19 protein-coding genes are annotated in these 19,909 nt (G+C 65.0%); 9 read left to right on the forward strand and 10 right to left on the reverse strand.

The genetic code is table 11. The features are described 5' to 3' along the window. Nucleotides 1-526: 526 nt before the first annotated feature. Both AB0N05_RS27210 and AB0N05_RS27215 read right to left on the reverse strand, forming a co-directional pair. On the reverse strand, nucleotides 527-2,002 hold the full coding sequence (locus tag AB0N05_RS27210; protein ID WP_364698796.1) for a DUF222 domain-containing protein: 1,476 nt from the start codon (nucleotides 2,000-2,002) through the stop codon (nucleotides 527-529). Between the two features lie 106 nt (nucleotides 2,003-2,108). Then, nucleotides 2,109-2,357, reverse strand: coding sequence for a hypothetical protein (locus AB0N05_RS27215; RefSeq protein ID WP_364698798.1), 249 nt, complete (start codon nucleotides 2,355-2,357; stop codon nucleotides 2,109-2,111). Nucleotides 2,358-2,502: 145 nt separating this feature from the next. On the opposite strand from AB0N05_RS27215, the gene AB0N05_RS27220 reads away from it, so the two are divergent. From AB0N05_RS27220 to AB0N05_RS27230, 3 genes are all read left to right on the forward strand, one after another. Beyond that, nucleotides 2,503-3,165 carry a DUF6304 family protein gene (locus tag AB0N05_RS27220; RefSeq protein WP_364698800.1) on the forward strand — a complete coding sequence of 221 codons (663 nt, stop codon included), beginning with the start codon at nucleotides 2,503-2,505 and terminating at the stop codon, nucleotides 3,163-3,165. 20 nt (nucleotides 3,166-3,185) lie between these two features. Beyond that, nucleotides 3,186-3,395, forward strand: a complete 210-nt coding sequence (locus AB0N05_RS27225; protein WP_364698802.1) for a hypothetical protein — start codon at nucleotides 3,186-3,188, stop codon at nucleotides 3,393-3,395. Nucleotides 3,396-3,482: 87 nt separating this feature from the next. Next, nucleotides 3,483-5,678 (forward strand): MMPL family transporter, encoded by a 2,196-nt coding sequence (locus AB0N05_RS27230; RefSeq protein WP_364698804.1) that lies wholly within the window; start codon nucleotides 3,483-3,485, stop codon nucleotides 5,676-5,678. A gap of 3 nt (nucleotides 5,679-5,681) precedes the next feature. Here AB0N05_RS27230 and AB0N05_RS27235 read toward each other — a convergent pair whose 3' ends face one another. The 4 genes from AB0N05_RS27235 to AB0N05_RS27250 all read right to left on the reverse strand — a co-directional run bounded on the left by AB0N05_RS27235 (nucleotide 5,682) and on the right by AB0N05_RS27250 (nucleotide 9,320). After that, on the reverse strand, nucleotides 5,682-6,575 hold the full coding sequence (locus AB0N05_RS27235; RefSeq protein ID WP_364698806.1) for a DUF6301 family protein: 894 nt from the start codon (nucleotides 6,573-6,575) through the stop codon (nucleotides 5,682-5,684). A gap of 214 nt (nucleotides 6,576-6,789) precedes the next feature. Continuing rightward, nucleotides 6,790-7,518, reverse strand: coding sequence for a TetR/AcrR family transcriptional regulator (locus AB0N05_RS27240; RefSeq protein ID WP_364698808.1), 729 nt, complete (start codon nucleotides 7,516-7,518; stop codon nucleotides 6,790-6,792). After that, nucleotides 7,515-8,750 carry a cytochrome P450 gene (locus tag AB0N05_RS27245; protein ID WP_364698810.1) on the reverse strand — a complete coding sequence of 412 codons (1,236 nt, stop codon included), beginning with the start codon at nucleotides 8,748-8,750 and terminating at the stop codon, nucleotides 7,515-7,517. Before AB0N05_RS27245 ends, AB0N05_RS27240 begins: the two co-directional genes overlap by 4 nt. A 114-nt stretch (nucleotides 8,751-8,864) precedes the next feature. Further along, entirely contained in the window at nucleotides 8,865-9,320 is a 456-nt protein-coding gene (locus AB0N05_RS27250; protein WP_364698812.1) for a sugar transferase, read from the reverse strand. A 523-nt stretch (nucleotides 9,321-9,843) separates the two neighbouring features. Here AB0N05_RS27250 and AB0N05_RS27255 point away from each other — a divergent pair. The 4 genes from AB0N05_RS27255 to AB0N05_RS27270 are packed head-to-tail and all read left to right on the forward strand — an operon-like array spanning nucleotide 9,844 to nucleotide 13,590. Further along, nucleotides 9,844-11,133 (forward strand): class I SAM-dependent methyltransferase, encoded by a 1,290-nt coding sequence (locus tag AB0N05_RS27255; protein WP_364698814.1) that lies wholly within the window; start codon nucleotides 9,844-9,846, stop codon nucleotides 11,131-11,133. Then, nucleotides 11,130-11,912 (forward strand): glucose-1-phosphate cytidylyltransferase, encoded by a 783-nt coding sequence (locus tag AB0N05_RS27260; protein ID WP_364698816.1) that lies wholly within the window; start codon nucleotides 11,130-11,132, stop codon nucleotides 11,910-11,912. Before AB0N05_RS27255 ends, AB0N05_RS27260 begins: the two co-directional genes overlap by 4 nt. Beyond that, nucleotides 11,909-12,559 (forward strand): PIG-L family deacetylase, encoded by a 651-nt coding sequence (locus tag AB0N05_RS27265; RefSeq protein ID WP_364698818.1) that lies wholly within the window; start codon nucleotides 11,909-11,911, stop codon nucleotides 12,557-12,559. Before AB0N05_RS27260 ends, AB0N05_RS27265 begins: the two co-directional genes overlap by 4 nt. Before the next feature lie 2 nt (nucleotides 12,560-12,561). Next, nucleotides 12,562-13,590, forward strand: a complete 1,029-nt coding sequence (locus AB0N05_RS27270) for an SDR family oxidoreductase (RefSeq protein WP_364698820.1) — start codon at nucleotides 12,562-12,564, stop codon at nucleotides 13,588-13,590. Here AB0N05_RS27270 and AB0N05_RS27275 read toward each other — a convergent pair. Beyond that, nucleotides 13,574-14,167, reverse strand: a complete 594-nt coding sequence (locus AB0N05_RS27275) for a dTDP-4-dehydrorhamnose 3,5-epimerase family protein (protein ID WP_364698822.1) — start codon at nucleotides 14,165-14,167, stop codon at nucleotides 13,574-13,576. The two genes, AB0N05_RS27270 and AB0N05_RS27275, sit on opposite strands and share 17 nt — an antisense overlap. 14 nt (nucleotides 14,168-14,181) lie before the next feature. Between AB0N05_RS27275 and AB0N05_RS27280 the strand changes: the two genes are divergently transcribed. Then, a complete protein-coding gene (locus tag AB0N05_RS27280) occupies nucleotides 14,182-15,345 on the forward strand; it encodes a methyltransferase domain-containing protein (RefSeq protein ID WP_364698824.1) in 1,164 nt (387 codons plus the stop codon). Between the two features lie 90 nt (nucleotides 15,346-15,435). After that, complete coding sequence (locus AB0N05_RS27285; protein ID WP_364698826.1) at nucleotides 15,436-16,065, forward strand: MspA family porin; 630 nt, start codon at nucleotides 15,436-15,438, stop codon at nucleotides 16,063-16,065. Between the two features lie 49 nt (nucleotides 16,066-16,114). Here the strand turns inward: AB0N05_RS27285 and AB0N05_RS27290 are convergent, their stop codons facing one another. From AB0N05_RS27290 to AB0N05_RS27300, 3 genes are all read right to left on the reverse strand, one after another. Continuing rightward, nucleotides 16,115-16,951: a glycosyltransferase family 2 protein gene (locus tag AB0N05_RS27290; RefSeq protein ID WP_364698828.1), complete on the reverse strand. Its 837-nt coding sequence runs from the start codon at nucleotides 16,949-16,951 to the stop codon at nucleotides 16,115-16,117. 66 nt (nucleotides 16,952-17,017) lie between these two features. Continuing rightward, nucleotides 17,018-18,223, reverse strand: coding sequence for a serine hydrolase domain-containing protein (locus AB0N05_RS27295; protein WP_364698830.1), 1,206 nt, complete (start codon nucleotides 18,221-18,223; stop codon nucleotides 17,018-17,020). Between the two features lie 10 nt (nucleotides 18,224-18,233). After that, a complete protein-coding gene (locus AB0N05_RS27300) occupies nucleotides 18,234-19,850 on the reverse strand; it encodes a serine/threonine-protein kinase (RefSeq protein WP_364698832.1) in 1,617 nt (538 codons plus the stop codon). Nucleotides 19,851-19,909 lie beyond the last annotated feature (59 nt).

The raw sequence follows: 19,909 nt of genomic DNA on the forward strand, positions 1-19,909 counted from the left end.
GCCCAAACGGCCGCCACCGCTACGCATCTCGGGCTAGAACACGTTCAGTGGGACATGAGGCTGGTCCAACCGGACAAAACCCCGGCTCATGTCCCCCTCGATGAACAGGCCACCCGGACACGCCGCAACACGCCGCTACTAGGCCTTGGCCCGTGACCCCCGGCACCGGCTGGAGTGTCTCGAGTCTTGTTCTCGAGTCTTTTCTTCTCTGCTCGTCCAGGCGCTCGTGTCTTTTGTTCTTGTATCTCTTGTTCTTTGGGGTTTGGGTCCCGGAACGGGACCACAACCTTCCAGCCAGGCTGGGACGAGAGGTGACGGCTCCGGGCTGGGGAGCCAAAGCCGGGTACGGCAGGCGAGGCGACCACGCGATATCCGTACTGCCGTGCGCTGGGGACACGAGCGGCCGAGACGCTGGTTTTGACCGGTGCGGTAAATGACAGCGATGGCCGCAGGCCGAGCCGACCCAGCACACACCACCGCCCGTGCCGCCGACAGGAGGTGTCGGCGTCACGGGCGGTGACGTTCCTCAGGCGGTGGTGCGTTGCCCCAGCCATTGGCGGTGGCACAGCGCCGCGCGTTCATTACGCGCACGGATCCGTGATTGTGCTTGGGCGAGCAACTCTTTGGCGTGGTGCCGATGATTCACTCGGGGCGTACCGGTCGGATCGATATGCGCCGGGGCGATCCACCCCGTCCGACCCGGGAAGTCCGAGTCCTCACCCAGCTTCACCGTCTTCCAGCCACCCGGCCCGTCATTGACCAAGGCATGGCAGTGATCGCACGCGAGGGTGAGATTGTCGATGTCGGTGTGCCCGCCGTCGGCCCACTCGCTGATGTGGTGCACGGCCGTGAGCGTGGCGGGGGCGTTGCAGCCCGGGCGGGTGCACCCGCGCTCGGCGGCGATCAAGGCCAGGCGCTGCGCCGGGTTGGCCAGTCGCTGCCCGCGCCCCAGGTGCAGCGGCATGCTGTTGTGGTCGAACAGTGCCAGGAACGGCATCGCCTTCTCGGCCAGCTTCAAGGCTTGTGGGATCGACACCGTGCCCCCGGATGCGGTGGTGACCACACCGGCGGTCTGCTCCAACTCGGCCACACTCATGGTGATGACCGTGGATACCGGCAGCCCGCGATGGGAACCGAGTTCGGCCGGGCCCATTTCCGGGCGCAGGAACGCTTGCAGTGCATCATGATTACGTTGCGCCACCGACCGGCTGTCGCGGGCGGCGGCCTCTTCGACCTGCTCGCGCGGCACCGAATCATCAGCGGTCCACGGGCTGTGCGGATCATCCGGGTTGCACATGCCCGGGCGCGCCAGCTTCGCGAGCACCGGATCCAGCAAGGCCCGCAACATCGGGGTGATTTCACCCTTGATCGGGGACATGCCATCGGCGCGCTGGCGACCGAGCACCAGCCCGCGCATCCGCGCGCGATCGGTGTCGTCGGTGAGCGTCCCGTCCGGGTCCAGGTGCGCGATGACCCGCTCCCCGACCTTCGACACGTCATCGGGTGTCGCCGAACGCGCCAACTCGACCAGGATCTGCTCGGCCGCCTCCCGATCCTCGCGCGACACCCCGCGCGGGATCCGGTCGGTGATCTTCGCGATCGCGCGCGCGTGATCGGCGGAAATCTCGCCAGCGGCTTGGGCTTTCGCCGTGTGCGCCAGCATCGCCTCCAATGCCTGACCACCGACGTCGTGCCAGGTGCCCAGCGCCTTGGCGGCCTTTACCCGCGCCACCGCATCGGCATGCGAAAGCCGCAAGGTTTCCTCCAGGTACCGCACCGGCGAGCCCGCGCCGACCCGTTGCGGGATCGAGCGTTCGCAGGCTTCGACGATCAGGCGATGCCCGACGGCCGCCAATCGGCGGGTGCTGGTTTCGATCTCGCGCAGCAGTGCGGTGATCCCGGATTCGGGCACGGCGGTGAGGGAGGTTTCGAGCAGGGCGTTCACCGCGGCGGCCAGGTCACTGGCCCCCACTGTGGTGAATGCTTCACTGCTCGAACTCATGTGCTAATTCTACCGCGAATGATCAAGCAAGAGAAGCGAAAACACCATCTGAACTGCAGATATTCAGATCAGCCCGTCTCTCACTCGTCCGCCCAGTCGCTTCCTACTACTTATCCACCGACCGCTGATACTCCCGCCAAGCCTTTTGCGTGTCAGTGAGTTTCGCCCGCGGAGTCCGGTTGCGGAAGTAGCTGACCACCATCAAGACCGGCAGGATGAATGCCTGGTAGAAGATGAGGTAGGTGCCGCCGTCGAAGAGGAACGCAAGGTATCCGGCATATCCGAGGTAGACGGCCCCGAAGATCCCGTTGAGGCTGCGCGAGATGCTGCTCTGCCCGTCCTTCATCACAGCCATACCCACCATGACCACCCCACTGACAGCAAGCAGCCCGACATACCAATTGAACACAACTACCCCCGAGAGCACCTTCACCCAAACCGATCGGTATGGGCGAGCAGGCAGACTAACACCTGAAGATAACGACGGCAGAATGTATTTCGTGGTGGAACTGATGGGGCCGTGGTCGTTTCCAGGCAGCTACGCGGATGAACGGGGTCATGAGCCGATCGTGTGGCGGATCGAGCCTAACGAGAGGCGACCGGGCGATGGCTTCGAGATCCGCACGGTGGTGCGCGGGATTCCGGTAAGCGGCGACGACATCGACAGCTTGTCCCCCGACCCTGAAGACCCCCGGGCTCGCGAGGTCTTGCCGCTGGACAGTCTCGATGATCTCACCGAATGCACAGTGGGCGGCGAAGTACCGTGCACGGTCGAGGAGAACGGCGTTCGTCGCGTCGAGAAGATTCGATTCACCCTCGAAGTGAAAGAGGATCCCGAGTTCGACGACATGCACCTCTGCCTGACGATCGGCGACGCGACCTACGAAACGGACTGCGACAACTTCGAAAGCGGCCTGCCGCGACTGGCTCCCCTACTGCCGCCGGGCATTTCCCTGATTTGCTGCTTCACCTGCCTGTACTCCGACTACTCGCCGCACTACGGCACAAAACTCGGAATGAATTGCCATCGCGATGCGAAGGAGCAGTATCTGACCGTCAAGTCCAAGGAAGTCCATGGCGTGCCGATCACTGAAGAAGTGCCCGAGACGTACCTGTGCTCGGAGTACCGTCAGCGCATCCCCGGCATCGGGTATCGAAAGTGACCTTGGATTATCGTGGCGGCGTGGGATTGACAGAGTTCGGACCGGGTGACGTCGTCTACTTCCCCGAGGGTCCGTTCAGCGGTATCTGTGGAGTCGTGCGGGAAGTGGACATTCGTGCCGCGAAGTTGCGCATCGACTTCGGAGAGGGGCTCGTGCACCGTGAGGGCGGAGTGCTGCGGGAGCGGCGGCACCGGCTGACGGTGGGGTTCGATGAGGTCGAATTGGTCTAGGGCCGTTCGTGGTTGGGAAACCGCATCTGACCTGTGATCATTCCGACTCATAGGATTTTCACAAGATCTTGCTTGCTACCGTGACATATGGATCTATTTGCGCGGTGGGGTGATCTCGTGTGCCGCTGGCGGTTTGGGGTCATCGGGGTTGTCGTGGCTGGGTTGTTGGCTTTGGGGGCCTACAGCCTGGGGGTTGAGGATCATTTGAATGCGGGCGGGCTCGATGATCCGACCTCCGAGTCGGCCATGGCCGGGCGGCTGGCGGATGAGGCGTTCGGGCGGAATCACGATGTGGATGTCGTGGTGCTGTATACGGCTCCCGCCGGGAAGACGGTCGATGATCCGGAGTTCGGACAGACCATCGTCGACAATCTCAACGGCTTGCCGAAGCGGTATCCGGATCAGATCGCGGGTATCAATGGCGCGTACTGGAAGACCGAGACCGGCAAGATCAATGGGCCGGCGCTGGCGACGGACGATCGGCAGCACGCCATCGCGGCGGTCGCACTTCGCGGTGATGACGACACATCGATTGCCGCCAATTACCGAAAGGTGAAGGACGCGTTCGCAATCCCGGGCGTGGAGGTTCAGGTCGGTGGGTTGCAGGGCCTCTCCGGCGCGCTCACCGACACCATCGCCGCCGATACCCACCGCATGGAGCTGCTGGCCATTCCGGCCGTGGCGGTGCTGCTGTTCTTCATTTTCGGCGGAGTGGTGGCCGCGGCGCTGCCGCTGATCGTCGGGCTGCTCACGATCATCGGCTCGATGGGCATCGTGCGGATTCTGACCAACTTCACCGAGGTGAATTCCTTTGTCTCCTCGGTGGTTTCGATGATCGGGCTGGGCCTGGCCATCGACTACGGCTTGTTCATCGTGAGCCGCTTCCGCGAGGAGCAGGCCGCAGGCTACGACACTCGGACGGCGGTTCGCCGCTCGGTCATGACCGCTGGTCGGACGGTGCTGTTCTCGGCCACCATGATCGTGGCCAGTCTCGGCGGCATGCTGTTGTTCCCGCAGGGCTTCCTGAAGTCCATGGCATTCGGCGCGATCGCGACGGTCTCCCTGGCCGCGCTGACGGCCGTCACCATCCTGCCCGCCGCCCTGGCGATTCTCGGCCCGTGGGTGGATGCGCTGGGCCTCAAGCGATTCCGCCGCACGCAGACCGTCGCCGGAGTCGAGAACGGATTCTGGGGTCGTTCCACGGCGTGGGTGATGCGGCATCCCCGCGAGATCGCGGTTCCGCTGGTGCTCGGCTTGATATTGCTGATCCTGCCCATGCGCGATCTGGCGTTCGGTGGATTCAGCGAGAAGTACCTTCCCCCGGGCTATCCCACCCGAGTAGCGCAGGAACAGATCGATACGTATTTCCCCGGACGCAGATCCGATCCGATCGAGCTGGTCATCGTCTCCGGCGACAGCACCGCCATCGGCCCGGTGATCGAACAAGCCAAGCTGGCTCCCGGCCTCACCGCCGCCAAGTTCGAAGTTCCCACGCGGTCCCTCGCCGAGCGAGATGTGTACCGCACCAAGGCCTTCCTCACCGATTCCGGTCACGCCGATCCGACCATCGACTATCTCCGGTCGATGAACGTCCCCGATGATGTGACCGTCCTGGTCGGCGGCGTTCCCGCCATCCAGAAGGATTCGATCGACGCCCTGCTCAGCCGGGTCCCCATGATGATCATCCTGGTCGTGTTCTTGACCATGGTCCTCATGTTCCTGACCTTCGGCTCCCTCATTCTTCCCATCAAGGCCGTGCTCATGAGTGCCCTCGGCCTGGGTTCCACGCTCGGCATTCTCACCTGGATTTTCGTCGACGGCCACGGCGCCTCCGTGCTGCACTTCACGCCGCAGCCGATTCAAGCCCCGATCCTGGTCCTGATCATCGCGATCGTCTACGGCCTCTCCACCGACTACGAGGTATTCCTGGTGTCCCGCATGGTCGAAGCGCGTGCTCGCGGCGCGACCACCGAGGAGGCCATCCGCACCGGCACCGCGCGCACCGGCGGCATCATCACCGCCGCCGCATTGATTCTGCTGGTGGTCACCGGCGCGTTCGCGTTCTCGGATCTGGTGATGATGCAGTACGTCGCCTACGGCATGATCGCGGCGTTGTTCATCGATGCGACGCTCCTGCGAATGCTGCTGGTACCGGCCGTGATGAAGCTGCTGGGTGACCGCTGTTGGTGGGCTCCGGCCTGGTTGAAGCGGGTGCAGCAGAAGATCGGCCTGGCCGAGCCCGTTCTACACGAAGAACATTCGAAAGAGCGAATCAGTGTCTGATCGCTAATCGGGCCGATCCGCGACATAGTCGCTGGTCAGCACCAGACGGACCGTAGGCGGAAGGTACGACAGTGCCAGCGTGCTTTCCGCTGCGGGCCACTGGATCTCGACCGCGTCGAAGGGGTTCGAATCGACCGGTTTGCCCAGAGAGGCGGACAAAAGAGCCGCCACCCGGGTGAACGTATCGCGCAATCGTTCGTTCCCGGCATCGTCCGCCACCACCCGAGAAGTGACAGCGATATCGATGCAGTCCACATCGATCCCGTGGAAGTGCAGATAACTGTCGGCAGTGCCCAACCCGGTATCGAGCGTCAGCCGTCCACTCCCCCGGGACCCGACCGCCCAGCCGAACTCCTCCCCCAGTTTCAGCATGTCGTCGACGCGCCACGACCACGTGAACCGTTGCAGCCGCTCGGCCAGATCCACGATCTCGTTGTCGTCCAACACTTTCCACTCACCGGGCACTGGCCGAGGCCGACGCGCGGCAGCGGGGCGTTCCATGGGTTCCGGGCCGGGCCCCTGCCCCTCGTCCGGTCCGAGCAGGGCTTCCTCCAGCCGGTGGCGCGGCTCGTCGGCAAACCGCTCGGCGACCACGAGTCCCGCCGCAGCAGCGCCGATTTCGGCGAGCCGCTCCCATTCGGAGATATCCGAGCGCGGCATCGCGTCGATGGCGATCAACCATTCATGCACCCCGATGCGCGAAAGCGTCAGCACCGCCACCGTCACCGCCCCGTGCCGCGGATCCCGTTCGATCCGCCGCCCCAATTCGGTCCCGACCGGATCCCCTATTCCCCCCACCCCGACAAGCCCTAGATCGCGCCGCAGCCCATCCAACTGGTCCCCATCGAGCCGCCCATACAGCGTCAACTCGAATCTCCGCTTCACCAGTGAACTCACAGCCCGGCCCTTCGATCCGCAGACTCCGTCACCCTTTCACCCTAATCTCCCCAAAGCCGCCATTCCGCGTGACCAACCAATTCTTCCGAATTCCCTCCGCTCACCGCGTGTTTGCCACCCGGCATTTGATCATGGTGAACCAGCATTCGGAGCGAAAGGGGATGACACTGAACCATTGTCCAGTGTTCGGACTACTCGCGCAGGGTGGTGGCGGTCAGCCGCTGACCAGGCCGATGGTTCGGCCGATGTCGGTGAGGGTGGCGTCGAAGAGTGCGTCGGGGTGGGAGATGTGGATGGGGTAGTTGCCGAAGACCTCGAGGGTTACGTGGCCGTACAACCGGGCCCAGAACTGGATCATCACGTAGCTGACGCCGAGGTCCAGCTTCTCCGCGGGGAACTTCTGCCCGGAGTCGGAGAGGACTCGGAGGAGCTCGGTTTGGAAGAGGATCAGGTCCTCGCGGAGTTCGGGAGGGATGAGTTCGGTTGCGGGGGTGGTGATCTCGTATTCGCTGAGGAGGCGGCCTGCGGCTTCCAGGAACAAGCGGCCGACCGGTTCGCCGAATTGGCGCATGGCGCTGCCGATTCCGGCGCTGATCGGCGAGGCGAAGACCAGGGTGAACTCGCGGGAATGGGTGAGGGCCCAGTGGCGGAAGCCACGGCAGACCGCGAAGAAGCACAGGGCGGCGTCGTCGGGGAGGCCCTCGAGGCCGCGGGCCATGTCGACGGCCAGATCCACGCAGACGTCGCTGCGGACCGCTGAGACCAGGGATTCGCGGGATTCGTAATAGCGGTAGAGGGCGGGAGCGGTGATGCCGAGCTCCCGTGCGATGGCGCGCAAGGTGATTGCGTCGGGCCCCTGCTCCACCAGCAGTGCACGCGCGACGCGCCGGATATCCGCGTCGCTTACCGCGGGTATCCGGCCGCGTCGGCGCGTGTCACTCATTCGTACTTGACCTGCCAGCTCTTGATGCCGTTCAGCCAGCCGGAGCGCAGCCGCACGGGGTCGGAGACCTGGCTCAGGTTCGGCATCACGTCGGCGATGGCGTTGAACATGAGGTCGATTTCCAAGCGGGCCAGGTTGGCGCCCACGCAGAAGTGGGTGCCGGTTCCGCCAAAGCCTACATGCGGGTTCGGGTTGCGGAGGACGTTGAACGAGAAGGGATCCTCGAACACTTCCTCGTCGAAGTTGGCGGCGGAGTAGAACATTCCGACCCGCTGGCCCTTCTTGAGTTCCTGGCCGCTGAGCACGGTGTCCTGCAGGACGGTGCGCTGGAACGCGATGACCGGGGTGGCCCAGCGGACGATCTCGTCCGGAGCGGTGCGCGGACGCTGCTCGCGGTAGATTTCCCACTGCTCCGGGTTGTCGACGAACGCCTTCATGCCGTGGGTGATGGCATTACGGGTGGTCTCATTGCCCGCGACGGCCAGCAGGATCACGAACCAGGCGAACTCGTCCGAGGCCATGGCTTCACCGTCGACGTCGGCATTGAGCAGCGTGGTCATGATGTCGGCGTGACCGTCGAGGTCGACGGGGCACTTGCGCTTCTCTTCGGCCAGGTTCCACGAGTAACCCATGACCTCGGCGGTGGCGACCTTGTGGTCACCGTCGAAGTCGGGATCGTCGTAGGAGATCATCTGGTTGGTCCAGTCGAAGATCTTGCCGCGATCTTCCTGGGGGATACCGATGAGCTCGGCGATGGCCTGGAGCGGCAGCTCGCAGGCGACCTGGGAGACGAAGTCGCCCGAGCCGGTCTTCTTGGCCTCGTGCACGATTCGCTCGGCGCGGTCACGCAGCGCATTGCGCAGCGATTCGACGGCGCGCGGGGTGAAGCCCTTGGACACGATGCGGCGCAGCTTGGTGTGCCGCGGCGGATCCTGGTTCAGCAGCAGGAAGCGCTGCACCTCGATCTCTTCCCGCATGATGTCGTCGTAGAAGCGGATGACAGCGGTGTTCTCCTCGGAGGAATACACCTCCGGAGTCTTCGAGATCTCCTTGATGTCATCCATTTTGGTGACGGCCCAGTAGCCGTCGTCCTTGAAGCCGCTGCCGGCCTGAGGAACCCAGGCGATGGCGGACGAGCGGCGGAGTTCAGCGAATTCCTCGACGGGCAGACGCTTGGCGAGCAGGTCGGGATCGGTGAAATCGAACCCGGTGGGGATGGACGGCGCGGACACGGGTACCTCCTTTGGAACACGTTCCGCAGAAGTGAACCACAACACACCAGGGTTTGTGAACGGGTATTAGTAAATAATGTTCACTTGATGCGTCAGTAACCGCTTCCCCGCAGGTCAGACCTCCCTCGGCACCCGCCCTCGCGGACCCGCCATGCGGATGTCCCCGCGCAGCGCATTGACGACCCGGGGTAGCTCGTCGAGACCGTATCTGCGGATCACCCGGCCCACCGGAGTCACCCGCTCGGCGCTCTCGAACCCGGATAGGTACACCCCATCGACGAACCCGCGCTCCACGTACACACTGCGGAACGTGATCAACCGGAATGCCCGGCCATCACGCCCGACCCGCTCGGAAAGATGCAGCACCGGACCGCGACTGGTGGCCTTGACCGCCACCGCGATGCCGACCAGCGCGGGCGCGACGGCGACCAGCGCCGCCAGCGCGAAACAGAAATCGAAGACGCCCCGGCGGATCGACGGTAGCCGACCGTACTCACGCCACAGCCACTGCTGGGCAATCAGAATGATCGCGCCCAAAAGCAGCGCCGACATCAGATATTCGAAGTTCATGAAACGAACGCACCTCCCCCACGGGAAGAACTCGGTTCCGATCCCCACTGACCAGTTCCACGAAACGAGTAGACCCGACTCCAAGGGTCTCCGGATCGCGGCAAACCACTGGAACCACCGAGTCTTTCGGGGACCAGATGCCGAATGTTACACCCGGACCGGCACACCGGAACCTGAAAATTGCGGGCCGCCAATGTTTCCAAAAAATAGCGGGTTCCGTCGCAACCGGTTTCTTATCCGTTTCCCCTCATTTCCCCTATTCGAATAATCGCAGGTCCATCACTACTGGACAGGGATACCCCGAGGCATGTAACCCTTGGTTTGCAAGTCTCGAGAGTTAGCCGAACGAACGCCCCCTTCTGTGAGTCGCAGAAATTCACTTCCCGTGCGCCACCCGCTCATCTCCGGAGCACGGCGGCCCAGCTCAAACCTGTTGTAACGTAAGGCCGAATCGTGCCGACCACAGTGCAGTCGACGTTTCTCGAAGCCGGGCCGTGGTCGCGGTGGAAGGTGGGGATTTCGCGTGCAATGCCGTCTTTGTGAGTCCGATCGTCTGATCAGCGTTCTCGACCTGGGTGCGACACCCCCTTGCGAGAAGTTCCTCACCGCCGCGGAGCTGGATCTGCCCGAGCCCACCTACCCGCTGCACCTGCGGTTATGCCAGGACTGCCTACTGCTGCAGATTCCGGCATTGATCACTCCGGAGGAAACTTTCACCGAATACGCCTATTTCTCCTCATATTCGGACAGCTGGGTTCGACATGCGAAGCTCTTCGTGGAGCAGGCAATCGAACGACTAAAGCTGAACGATGAATGTTTCATAGTTGAAGTGGCGAGCAATGACGGCTACTTGCTACAGCACGCCGTCAGCGCGGGCATCCCCTGCCTCGGCATCGAACCATCGGTGAATGTCGGTGCGGCGGCCCGGGAGAAGGGCGTACCGACGGTCACGGCCTTCCTCGACGAGGAGTTGGCGAGCCGGGTGCGGGCCGAGCACGGACCGGCGAATCTGGTGGTGGCCAATAATGTCTACGCCCACATCCCCGACCTACGCGGTTTCACGCGCTCGCTGCGCGGACTGCTCGCCGACGACGGCTGGCTCTCCATCGAGGTGCATCACGCGCTCCCGCTGGTGACGCTGGGCCAGTTCGACACCATCTATCACGAGCACTTCCAGTACTACACGGTGCTATCCGCACAGCGGGCCCTGGCCGGAGCGGGTCTCACCATCGTGGACGTGGAACTGCTTGGCACACACGGCGGTTCGCTACGCATCTGGGCGCGGCCCGATGCCGTCGCCGAACTGGGCGAGCGGGTGGCGGAGGTCCTGCGCCTCGAGGCCGAGGCCGGTCTGCATGAGGTCGACGGCTACCTCGAGCTACGCCCGCGCACCGAACTCGTGCGCCAGGAACTCTTGCGATTCCTCTTGGACGCCAAGGCATCCGGTAAGCGCGTGGTCGGCTACGGCGCACCCGGTAAAGGCAATACCCTCCTCAACTACTGCGGCATCCGCACCGACCTGCTCGAGTACACCGTGGACCGAAACCCGTACAAACACGGGCGATTCACGCCGGGCACCCGCATCCCGATACATGAACCGGAACGCATCGACGCGGACCGTCCGGATGTGGTGGTGGTCCTGCCCTGGAACCTCGAAACCGAGATCACCGCCCAGCTGCGGCATATCGCCGAGTGGGGCGGCGAACTGGTCTACCCCCTCCCCCAGCTCCACCAGGCCGATCTGAAGGCCGAGAACTCCGCGACGCCCAATGATGCCGCCGCACCGGAACATGCAGGAAGGCAAGCGAAGTGAAGGTCGTACTATTCTGCGGCGGTTATGGCATGCGCATGCGCAATGGCTCGGAGGACGGTCTCCCCAAGCCCATGCAGATGGTGGGCCCGCGCCCGCTGATCTGGCATGTCATGCGGTACTACGCGCACTTCGGACATAAGGACTTCGTGCTGTGCCTGGGCTACGGCGCGGCCCACATCAAGAACTTCTTCCTCACCTATCAGGAGTCGGTGTCCAATGACTTCGTGATTCGGGGCGGCAAGGTCGAACTGCTGCAATCCGATATCAGCGACTGGACCATCACCTTCGTCGACACCGGCGTGGAATCGCCCATCGGTGAACGACTGCGCCGAGTGCGCGGGCATGTTCAGGGCGAGCCCTACTTCCTGGCCAACTACGCCGATGTGCTCACCGACGCCCCGCTGAACGACATGATCGGCGACTTCCAGGACTCCGGGGCCGCGGCCGCCATGATGATCGTGCCGCCGCAATCCTCCTTCCACTGTGTGGATGTCAGTTCCGCCGGGGAGGTCAAGAACATCACTCCGGTCTCCCAACTGCCGATCTGGGAGAACGGCGGCTATTTCGTGCTCACCCCGGAGGTCTTCGAGCACATACCGCCGGGCGGCGACCTGGTGGAGGACGGCTGCGGCGCACTGGCCGCGCAGGGCCGCCTGTTCGGCTATCAGTATCACGGTTTCTGGAAGCCGGCCGACACCTTCAAGGAGCGTGCCGAACTCGATATCGGCTACCAGACCGGCGACCGTCCCTGGATGGTGTGGGAGAACTCCGGCGCATGATCCGACTCGACACGGGAAGCGTCCGTGAGATCGCTCTGCTGGCCGCGCATTGCGACGATCTGGCCATCGGACTCGGTGGCACCCTGCTGACGCTGGCGAATGCGGTTCCCGGACTGCGCATCCGGGCCCTGGTGCTGTCCGGAGCGGGCACGGACCGCGCCTACGAGGAGCAATCCGCCCTGGAATCCTTCTGTCCCGGAGCGGATCTGGATCTGCGCATCCTGGATGTGCCGGACGGGTACGCGCCCGCGCACTGGGAGCGGGTCAAGGATGCGATGGGGGCGCTGCGCCGGGGCAGCAATGCCGATCTGGTGTTCGCCCCGCAGCGCGGTGACGCGCATCAGGATCACCGGATGCTGGCCGAGTTGGTCCTCACCGAATTTCGTGATCACCTCGTGCTGAGGTACGAGATCCTCAAGTGGGAGACCGACACTCCGCAACCGACCGTATTCCATCCGCTGCCCGTCGGATATGCCGAGTTCAAGGCCGAGCTGCTGATGAAACATTATCCGTCCCAACGCAATCGGGACTGGTTCGACGAACAGTCCTTCCTCGCCCTGTCCCGGCTGCGCGGCGTGCAGTGCCGCGCACCGCACGCCGAGGCATTCCTGCTCGACAAGGCCACCATTACTTTCGGAGGTGCATGACCATGCGCGTGCTCGTCACAGGGCATCAGGGGTATCTGGGAACGGTCATGGTGCCGGTCTTGCAGGCGGCCGGGCACGAGGTGACCGGACTGGACAGCGGCTATTTCGCCGACTGCGTGCTCGGCGCGGCTCCCCCCGCACCGCCGACCATCACCATGGATCTGCGCGATGTGACCGCCGCGCAATTGGCGGGCTTCGACGCGGTCGTGCATCTGGCGGCGCTGTCGAATGATCCGCTGGGCGCGCTCGCCCCGCAGATCACCTATGACATCAACCATCACGCGTCGGTCCGGCTGGCCCGGCTCGCGAAACAGGCTGGGGTACAGCGTTTTCTGTACGCATCGACCTGCTCGGTGTACGGGGCCGCCGGGGACGACCTGGTAACCGAGGACGCGCCCCTGCGCCCGCTCACCCCGTACGCCGAATCCAAGGTGCGGGTGGAGGACGACGTAGCGGCCATCGCCGATTCCGGTTTCGCGCCCGTATTCCTGCGCAATGCCACGGCTTTCGGGTTCTCACCGCGACTGCGCGCCGATATCGTGCTCAATAATCTGGTCGGGTACGCCACGCTCACCGGCGAGGTGAAGGTGCTCTCGGACGGCACCCCGTGGCGGCCGCTGGTGCACGCACTGGACATCGCGCAGGCCTTCGCCACCTGCTTGAGCGCACCCGTCGAGGCGATCTACTGCCGGGCCTACAACGTCGGCACGGAGAAGAACAATCTCACCGTTGCCGAGATCGCGCAGTCGGTGGTCGACGTGGTGCCCGATGCGAAGCTGGTGATCACCGGCGAAAGCGGCGCGGACCCGCGCTCCTATCGCGTGGACTTCTCCTATGCCCGAGCCGAATTGGGCTTCGAGGCGCAATGGAGCATTCCCGAGGGGGCCGCCGAACTGTACCGGGAGTACATCGAGCGCGGACTCACGCACGACGACTTCTTCCAGCGCTACACCAGGCTGGCACGCCTGCAGGCGCTCAAGGCCGCGGGCGAACTGGACGATGCGCTGCGCCGGGTCAGGATCGGGGCCTGAGGTGGGTCAGTCCTTCGGAGTCGAGTCCGAAGGCGGTGAGCAGCTGCCGCCAGGATCCGGCTCCCGCATCGCGATCGGACACCACGGTGACCGGTTGCGGCCAGGCGATGGCCAGATCGGCATCGTCGTAGGCCACGCCGAGGTCCTCGCCCGGCTCGTGCGGCCGGTCGATGCGGTAGCAGACATCGGCCACCGGGCTCAGCGCCTGGAAGCCGTGCAGGAAGCCGGGTGGCACGTACAGGTGGCGGAAGTCCGTGTCGTCCAGCAGGAATGCCTGCTGGTGCCCGAAGCTCGGCGAGTCCGAGCGAATGTCCACCAGCACGTCGTGCACCGCCCCGTGCGCGCAGCGCACCAGTTTGGCCTCACCGCGCCCCGACCGGCCGTGCAGGCCGCGCACCACGCCCCGGTAGGACCGCGACTGCGAATCCTGCACGAAGGTGGCGGACAGCCCGGGCACGCCGAGATACGCGTCGAACTCCTGGGCGTCGAAGGTGCGGGTGAACAGGCCGCGGCCGTCTCGATGCGGCTGCGGCGTCAAGACCAGTACGTCGGCGAGCTCGGTCGGTTCGATGCGCACCGGGCCATCGTGCCATGAGTATCGAGACGACGCGAGGATGTCGCGGATGTGGCGCCGGATCCCTGATCCGGGTCCTCGATCTGGGCAAAATGCCTGCGGCAGACCATTTTCCGAAACTGGACGAGGTCGGCGGCGAGGCCGAGGCGACACATCCGCTCGCCATGGACCTATGCCCGGCGTGCGGGCTGGCCCAGCTCGCCGAGGACGATACGGTGACCGCCGAGCCGCGCGGGGTGGAGCCGCGGGCGCTGCGCGATCAGGCCGCCGACGCGCTGACCCGGGTCGAGGCCGCGGGCTGGTTGCGCGGCGGCACCGCACGTGAATTCGGCAGTCCGCACGGCGGCAGCTGGCTACCCTTGCTGGCCGAGCGCGGCCGCACCGAGACGGAGACTCGCGACTACACCGAGACGGAGACTCGCGACTGCACCGAGACCGAGGCGACCGCGGATGTGGTGATCGACTGCTTCGGGATCATGCACGAGCCCGATCAGCGCGCGGCCTTCGCACGGCGAGCGGCGGCCACCGCGCCCAGCGGTGTGCTGCTCTTGCAGTTTCATTCGCTGCACGCGATTGTCACGCAGGGTCAGTGGAATGCCTTGCGGCACGGGCATTTCGCCTATTACACCTTGGCCGTGGTCCAGCGACTGCTGGCCGATGCGGGCATGACCGTCGCCACGGCCTGGGAGTTCGATCTGTACGGCGGGACCGTACTCGTCGCCGCGGTGCATACCCCCACCGAAACCGATTCGTCGCCAATCGAACCCGATGCCGCCGTGGCCGCCATCCTGGCCGCCGAGTCCGAAATGACCGACCCCGAGGTGGTCCGGGGCCTGCAACGGGCCGCCGATCGACAGGCTCGCGCCCTTCGAAGCTGGCTGGAGAGCGAAACACATTCAGCCAGAAGGGTTTACGCTTATGGTGCGGCATCGCGCACCGTTGCGCTCCTGTACCTGGCCGGGGTGCATCGCGGACTGCTGACCGCGGTGGCCGACGCCTCACCCGCCAAACAGGGCCGCCGCATGCCCGGCACCAACATTCCGATCATCGCTCCGGCCGAGCTCATTGCCGCGCTTCCGGATCGCGTGTTCCTGACGCTGCCCGACCTGCTGTCCGAGGTGCGGTCGCTGTGGCCCGAACTCGACGGGAGGTGGGTGGTGGACATACCCGAGCCACCGTAACCGACAGGCCGGAAAACGCACGATAGTGGGGAAATTCTTTGTGCGCGTATGCCTTACGCGTCGTCACACCTGATGAGGGGATTTGGGGAAATGTTGAAGGGTTCGAAGCAGCGCGTCACCTCGCGCACCACGGCCGCCGTCGCGCTGGCCGTCGTCGGGCTGGCCATGGGCACCAGCACCTCGGCCGCCGATATCGACAGCACCAGCTCCATCCTCGACCGGCAGGATCGAACTGTCGAGGCGATCCAATCCGATACCCACATCAACTTCGTGTCACCGCTGGACGGCAACCCGCTGACCCGGGAATGGTTCCACGACGGCAAGGCCGCCTTCCATGTGACCGGCCCGAATTCCGACGCCTGGTCCGGGCGCATCACCCTCGGCTATCAGGTCGGCTATCCCGCCACGCTGGACGGGAAGCTCCGGTTCTCATGGTCGTCGCCGAGCCTCGGCGCGGAGGTCGGCGATGCACCGAAACTGGTCATCAATAACCTGATTCCGACGATCGGCATCGAGCTCGCCGCCGGTTTCGGACCGGGCATCAAGGACGTCGAGGCCGCGGGCGGTGATGTCTACGGCTCCGAGGGGTACATCCAGATGTCGGGGCTGCACGCCACTGTCACCGGCGTACTGGGCCAGGTCACCATTCGCCCGTGGGTCCGCGTCATCACCGGTCATGGCGACTCGGTGACCACCTACGGCCCGCTCTGGACAATCTGAGACTTCGAAATCGTGTGGCCCCGGACCGAGTGCCGGGGCCACACGGCTGTCAGGGGCGCAGCTGCGGACGGCGCATGGCCGTCGCGGCGGCGCGACCGCGCACTCGTTCGGCGGCGGCGCGCGCCAGCCGGAGATCACCGCTGAATATCGCACCGCGCCCGATCAGCTCCGGATACTCCGCACCGAGGCGGTGCTGGAATCGCAGCAGCTCGGTCAGCTGCGCGACAGTGGTGATCTCGGCGCGCAGCCGGTAGGTCGAATCACGCCAGGCCGCCAGGACTTCCGGCATTCCGAAGAATCGGCCGAAGGCGCACACCCGGGCGAACAGATCGACATCCATGGGGAGCGCCAGATTCCCGCGGAAACCGCCGACCCGATCAAAATCCGCCCGGCGGAACATGGCCGCACCGGTGGGTCCGAAGACGGCCGGACCCCGACGGACGAGGGTCCGCATGACCGTGCGGACATCCCGCGAACCGATCAGGCCCGGCAATCCCAGCCCGGTGCCCTCGACCACGCCGCGCTCATCGAGTATCTCGAATTGCGAGGCGCACAGGGCAATTCCATTGTCCCCCATCACTTCCAGCTGTTTGTCCAAGGCACCGGCCAGCAGGATGTCGCCCGAGCGCAGCACTTTCACGAACCGGCCGTGCGATAGCGATACCGCCTTGTTCCAGTTCTCCCCGACCGGTAACGCCTCCTCATTGCGCACCAGGCGAACTCGGGGATCATCGAAGGAGTCCGCGATCGCGCCGGTGTTGTCGGAGCTGGCATTATCCAGCACCACCACCTCGATATCGGTGTCCTGCAACAGAATCGAGTGCAGGCTCGGCCCCAGCGTGCGGCCGGAATCCGAGACCGGAATGCACACCGACAGGATGGTCAATATTCCCCCTGAACTGGTAGTCGCAGCCGGGTGGGCGGATCGCCCGGTCGCTGAACCGCCTCCACGCTACGAGCTACACAGCGCGGAGTCCACCACTCGAGTCAGGTCGATATTGCGGGAGCGGGCACCGAAGAGATTCGGAATCTTATTCATGCTCACGGTGACCGAGCGGTCCGCGGTCGCGCCGCCGTAGACGAAGGTGCCGTTCATGGTGCCGTCGTGGCCCCAGGCCTGCAGCCCGCAGGAGGTGGTCCAGTGGAACAGGCCCAGGCCGAAGTCGTCCTTGCGGCGGGCATCGCCGCTGGGGACCGTATGCTGCATCTCCGCCAGCTGGGCGGGGGCCAGGACGTGACCGGACAGCAAGGCCATGAAGTAGCTGTTCAGGTCGTCGCCGGTGGAGACCATCGCGCCGTCGGGCAGGCCCCAGCCGGGGTCGATATCGGTGATATCCACCAGGCCACTGCTGAATTGGTCGTAGGCGCGGGCATGCGCGCCGCGCAGGACGGACTCGGCCGGATAGGACGGCCAGTAGGTGTCGTGCAGCCCGAGTGGAACCAGAATCCGGTTGGTCACCTCGGCGCCGATCGGATTGCCCGTGACCTGCTGCACGAGTTGACCGGCGAGCAGGTAGTTCGTATTGGAGTACGAGGACTTGGCGCCCGGCGCGAAGGAGGCGGGTTTGTCCAAGCCCATCCGGATGAGCGCCTCGATCGGCTGTGATCGCTGCAAGGCGTCCACCGAGTCCAGGTGCAGATCCGAGAAGTAGTCCGGGATTCCGCTGGTGTGCTGCAATAGATTTCGGACGGTGATCACATTTCCGTCGCCGCCGGGACCGTGCACCACGCCGGGCAGGTAGCGCTCCACGGGGGAATCCAGGTCGATCCGGCCTTCGCCGACCAGTTGCAGCATCACCGCGGCCACGAAAGACTTGGTATTGCTGGCGATTCGGACCTGCGCATGGTCGGGGAAGGCCGCGCGGGTGCCGATATCGCCTACGCCGCTATTGATTCGGGTGGTCCGATCGCCCACGGTGAGCACCAGCTGTGCGCCCGGGACCTCCGCGGCCTTCACGGTGTCATCGAGTCCGGTCTGTAGGCGGTCGTCCGAGGCTCGGTGCTCGGCGGAGGTCATTGCGGTTCCAGCCAATACGGCGGCGGCGAGCAGAATTCCAGCAGACAGGGCGCAGCGCCGCATCGGTCCTCCAGGTAGGTGACCGGCGGAGGGGGCGCCGGTCACGTAGAGATACGCCGCGTCCGCGGGGGCGGTTCGCAACGGTGGAGTCTCAGCTCGGAAACAGGGGGCTGACCCATTTGCTGCATAGCCAGCGGCCGTCCACGAGATCCATGGAGAGCGTGATGTTCTGATGTTCGGTGGTGTCGGCCTTGCCCTTGGTGGAATTGACCACCGTGATATCCGAGGCGAGTTCGTAATGCGTGGAATTCCCGGAGGTCACAGTGCATTTCGCATCGGTGCCGCGGGAGTGCTCGGAATCGGCCTCCAGGAGCACGCGGATGGCTCCGAGCAGCTGCTGGGCCTGCGTCTTCCAGGTGCCGGTCGCACCGTCGATGACCTTCACCTGCCAGCCGGTGCCGTCGTTGTAGTCGTAGGTGGTCATGAGAATGCCGTAATCGCAGGCGGCCTTGGTGGCGGCGGCTCGGGTGGCGTCGTCGCCGGGATTGCCCTGTGCGCCGGGTGTGGCCGAGGATCCGGTGCCGATGCTGAATTGCAGCGCGCCACTGCCGAATCCGACGCCCACACCGCCCGCTACCAGCAGGACGGCAATGGCGGCCACGATCAGACGCTTACGGAAGCGACGAGGCGCATGGGCGTGCACCGGTCCGCTCGGGGCCGAGGCCAATTGCGTCGATTCGAAGCGTGCGGGGTCGAAATCCGGTCGAGTCGGCGACAGTCCCGGCTGAGTGGGCGCAACGCCGAGCTCGGTCGTGCCCGGACTCGTCCGGGTCGGAGCACCGCCGAAGTGCGAGCGGGAGTAGCCGAGCATCGTCGGTTGGGCTTCGACCGGATGGGTCGACGCGGGAGGGTATCCGCCCGTCGGCTCCGGGGCGGTGAGCGCGTACTCCGCGGCCGCCGCGAGCTCACCGCAGCTGGTGAACCGCCGGTCCCGATCCTTGGCCAGCGCGCGCTCGATGACCTGGTCGAAGCCGCGCGGCACATTCGGATTCAGCTCACTGGGCCGCGGAATCCGCCCGTTCAGATGCCCGTTGATCAGTTGCGCCGTGGTTCCGCCCGGATACGGCAGCGCACCGGTGAGCATGTGGAACAGCGTGCAGCCCAGCGCGTACACATCCACCCGATGGTCGGTGTCCGTCCGCAATTCGAACTGTTCGGGCGCGGCGTACTGGAAGCTCGCGTACATCTCGCCGGTGCGGGTCAGCCCGCTGGTCTGATCCAGCGCCTTGGCAATCCCGAAGTCCGCCAGATACACCCGTTGATCCGGTCCCCAGGCCAGCAGAATATTGGCCGGTTTCACATCCCGGTGCAGCACGCCCGCCCGATGCGCGTGATCGAGCGCCTTGGCCGTCTCGCCCAGAATCCGCACCGCGTGATCCACCCGCATCGGCCCGTCGCGCAGCACCTCGGCCACATCCGTGCCCTCGATGTACTGCATGGCCATCCACAGCCGATGTTCGTCATTCCCCCGCGCGTACACGGCGACGATATTCGGATGCGACAACCGCGCGGCCGTATCCGCCTCGCGCAGGAACCGCGCCCGCACCTCCGGATCATCGGCCTTCCCCGAGGCCAGCAGCTTCAATGCGACCTGCCGCGGCAAATTCCGGTCGCGGGCGAGATACACCTCGCCCATCCCGCCGACCCCGAGCAGACGTTCGACCAGATAGCCCGCGAATGTCTGCCCCTGCGCGAGTGTCCGCCCCACCTGGTCTACCTCCGGTTACACGTGCCGCCCACCCTAACTCACCATCGGGCGAAGGAGGA

Source organism: Nocardia sp. NPDC051030, assembly GCF_040683015.1.
In the GTDB taxonomy this organism is placed as follows: Bacteria; Actinomycetota; Actinomycetes; order Mycobacteriales; family Mycobacteriaceae; genus Nocardia.

What these genes read in the sequence shown, in the direction of transcription:
- AB0N05_RS27265 (WP_364698818.1), top strand. Translation starts at nt 11,909, where the DNA reads ATGATCCGACTCGACACGGGAAGCGTCCGTGAGATCGCTCTGCTGGCC.
- AB0N05_RS27210 (WP_364698796.1), bottom strand. Translation starts at nt 2,002, where the DNA reads ATGAGTTCGAGCAGTGAAGCATTCACCACAGTGGGGGCCAGTGACCTG.
- AB0N05_RS27270 (WP_364698820.1), top strand. Translation starts at nt 12,562, where the DNA reads ATGCGCGTGCTCGTCACAGGGCATCAGGGGTATCTGGGAACGGTCATG.
- AB0N05_RS27215 (WP_364698798.1), bottom strand. Translation starts at nt 2,357, where the DNA reads ATGGCTGTGATGAAGGACGGGCAGAGCAGCATCTCGCGCAGCCTCAAC.
- AB0N05_RS27285 (WP_364698826.1), top strand. Translation starts at nt 15,436, where the DNA reads ATGTTGAAGGGTTCGAAGCAGCGCGTCACCTCGCGCACCACGGCCGCC.
- AB0N05_RS27230 (WP_364698804.1), top strand. Translation starts at nt 3,483, where the DNA reads ATGGATCTATTTGCGCGGTGGGGTGATCTCGTGTGCCGCTGGCGGTTT.
- AB0N05_RS27240 (WP_364698808.1), bottom strand. Translation starts at nt 7,518, where the DNA reads ATGAGTGACACGCGCCGACGCGGCCGGATACCCGCGGTAAGCGACGCG.
- AB0N05_RS27250 (WP_364698812.1), bottom strand. Translation starts at nt 9,320, where the DNA reads ATGAACTTCGAATATCTGATGTCGGCGCTGCTTTTGGGCGCGATCATT.
- AB0N05_RS27280 (WP_364698824.1), top strand. Translation starts at nt 14,182, where the DNA reads ATGAGTATCGAGACGACGCGAGGATGTCGCGGATGTGGCGCCGGATCC.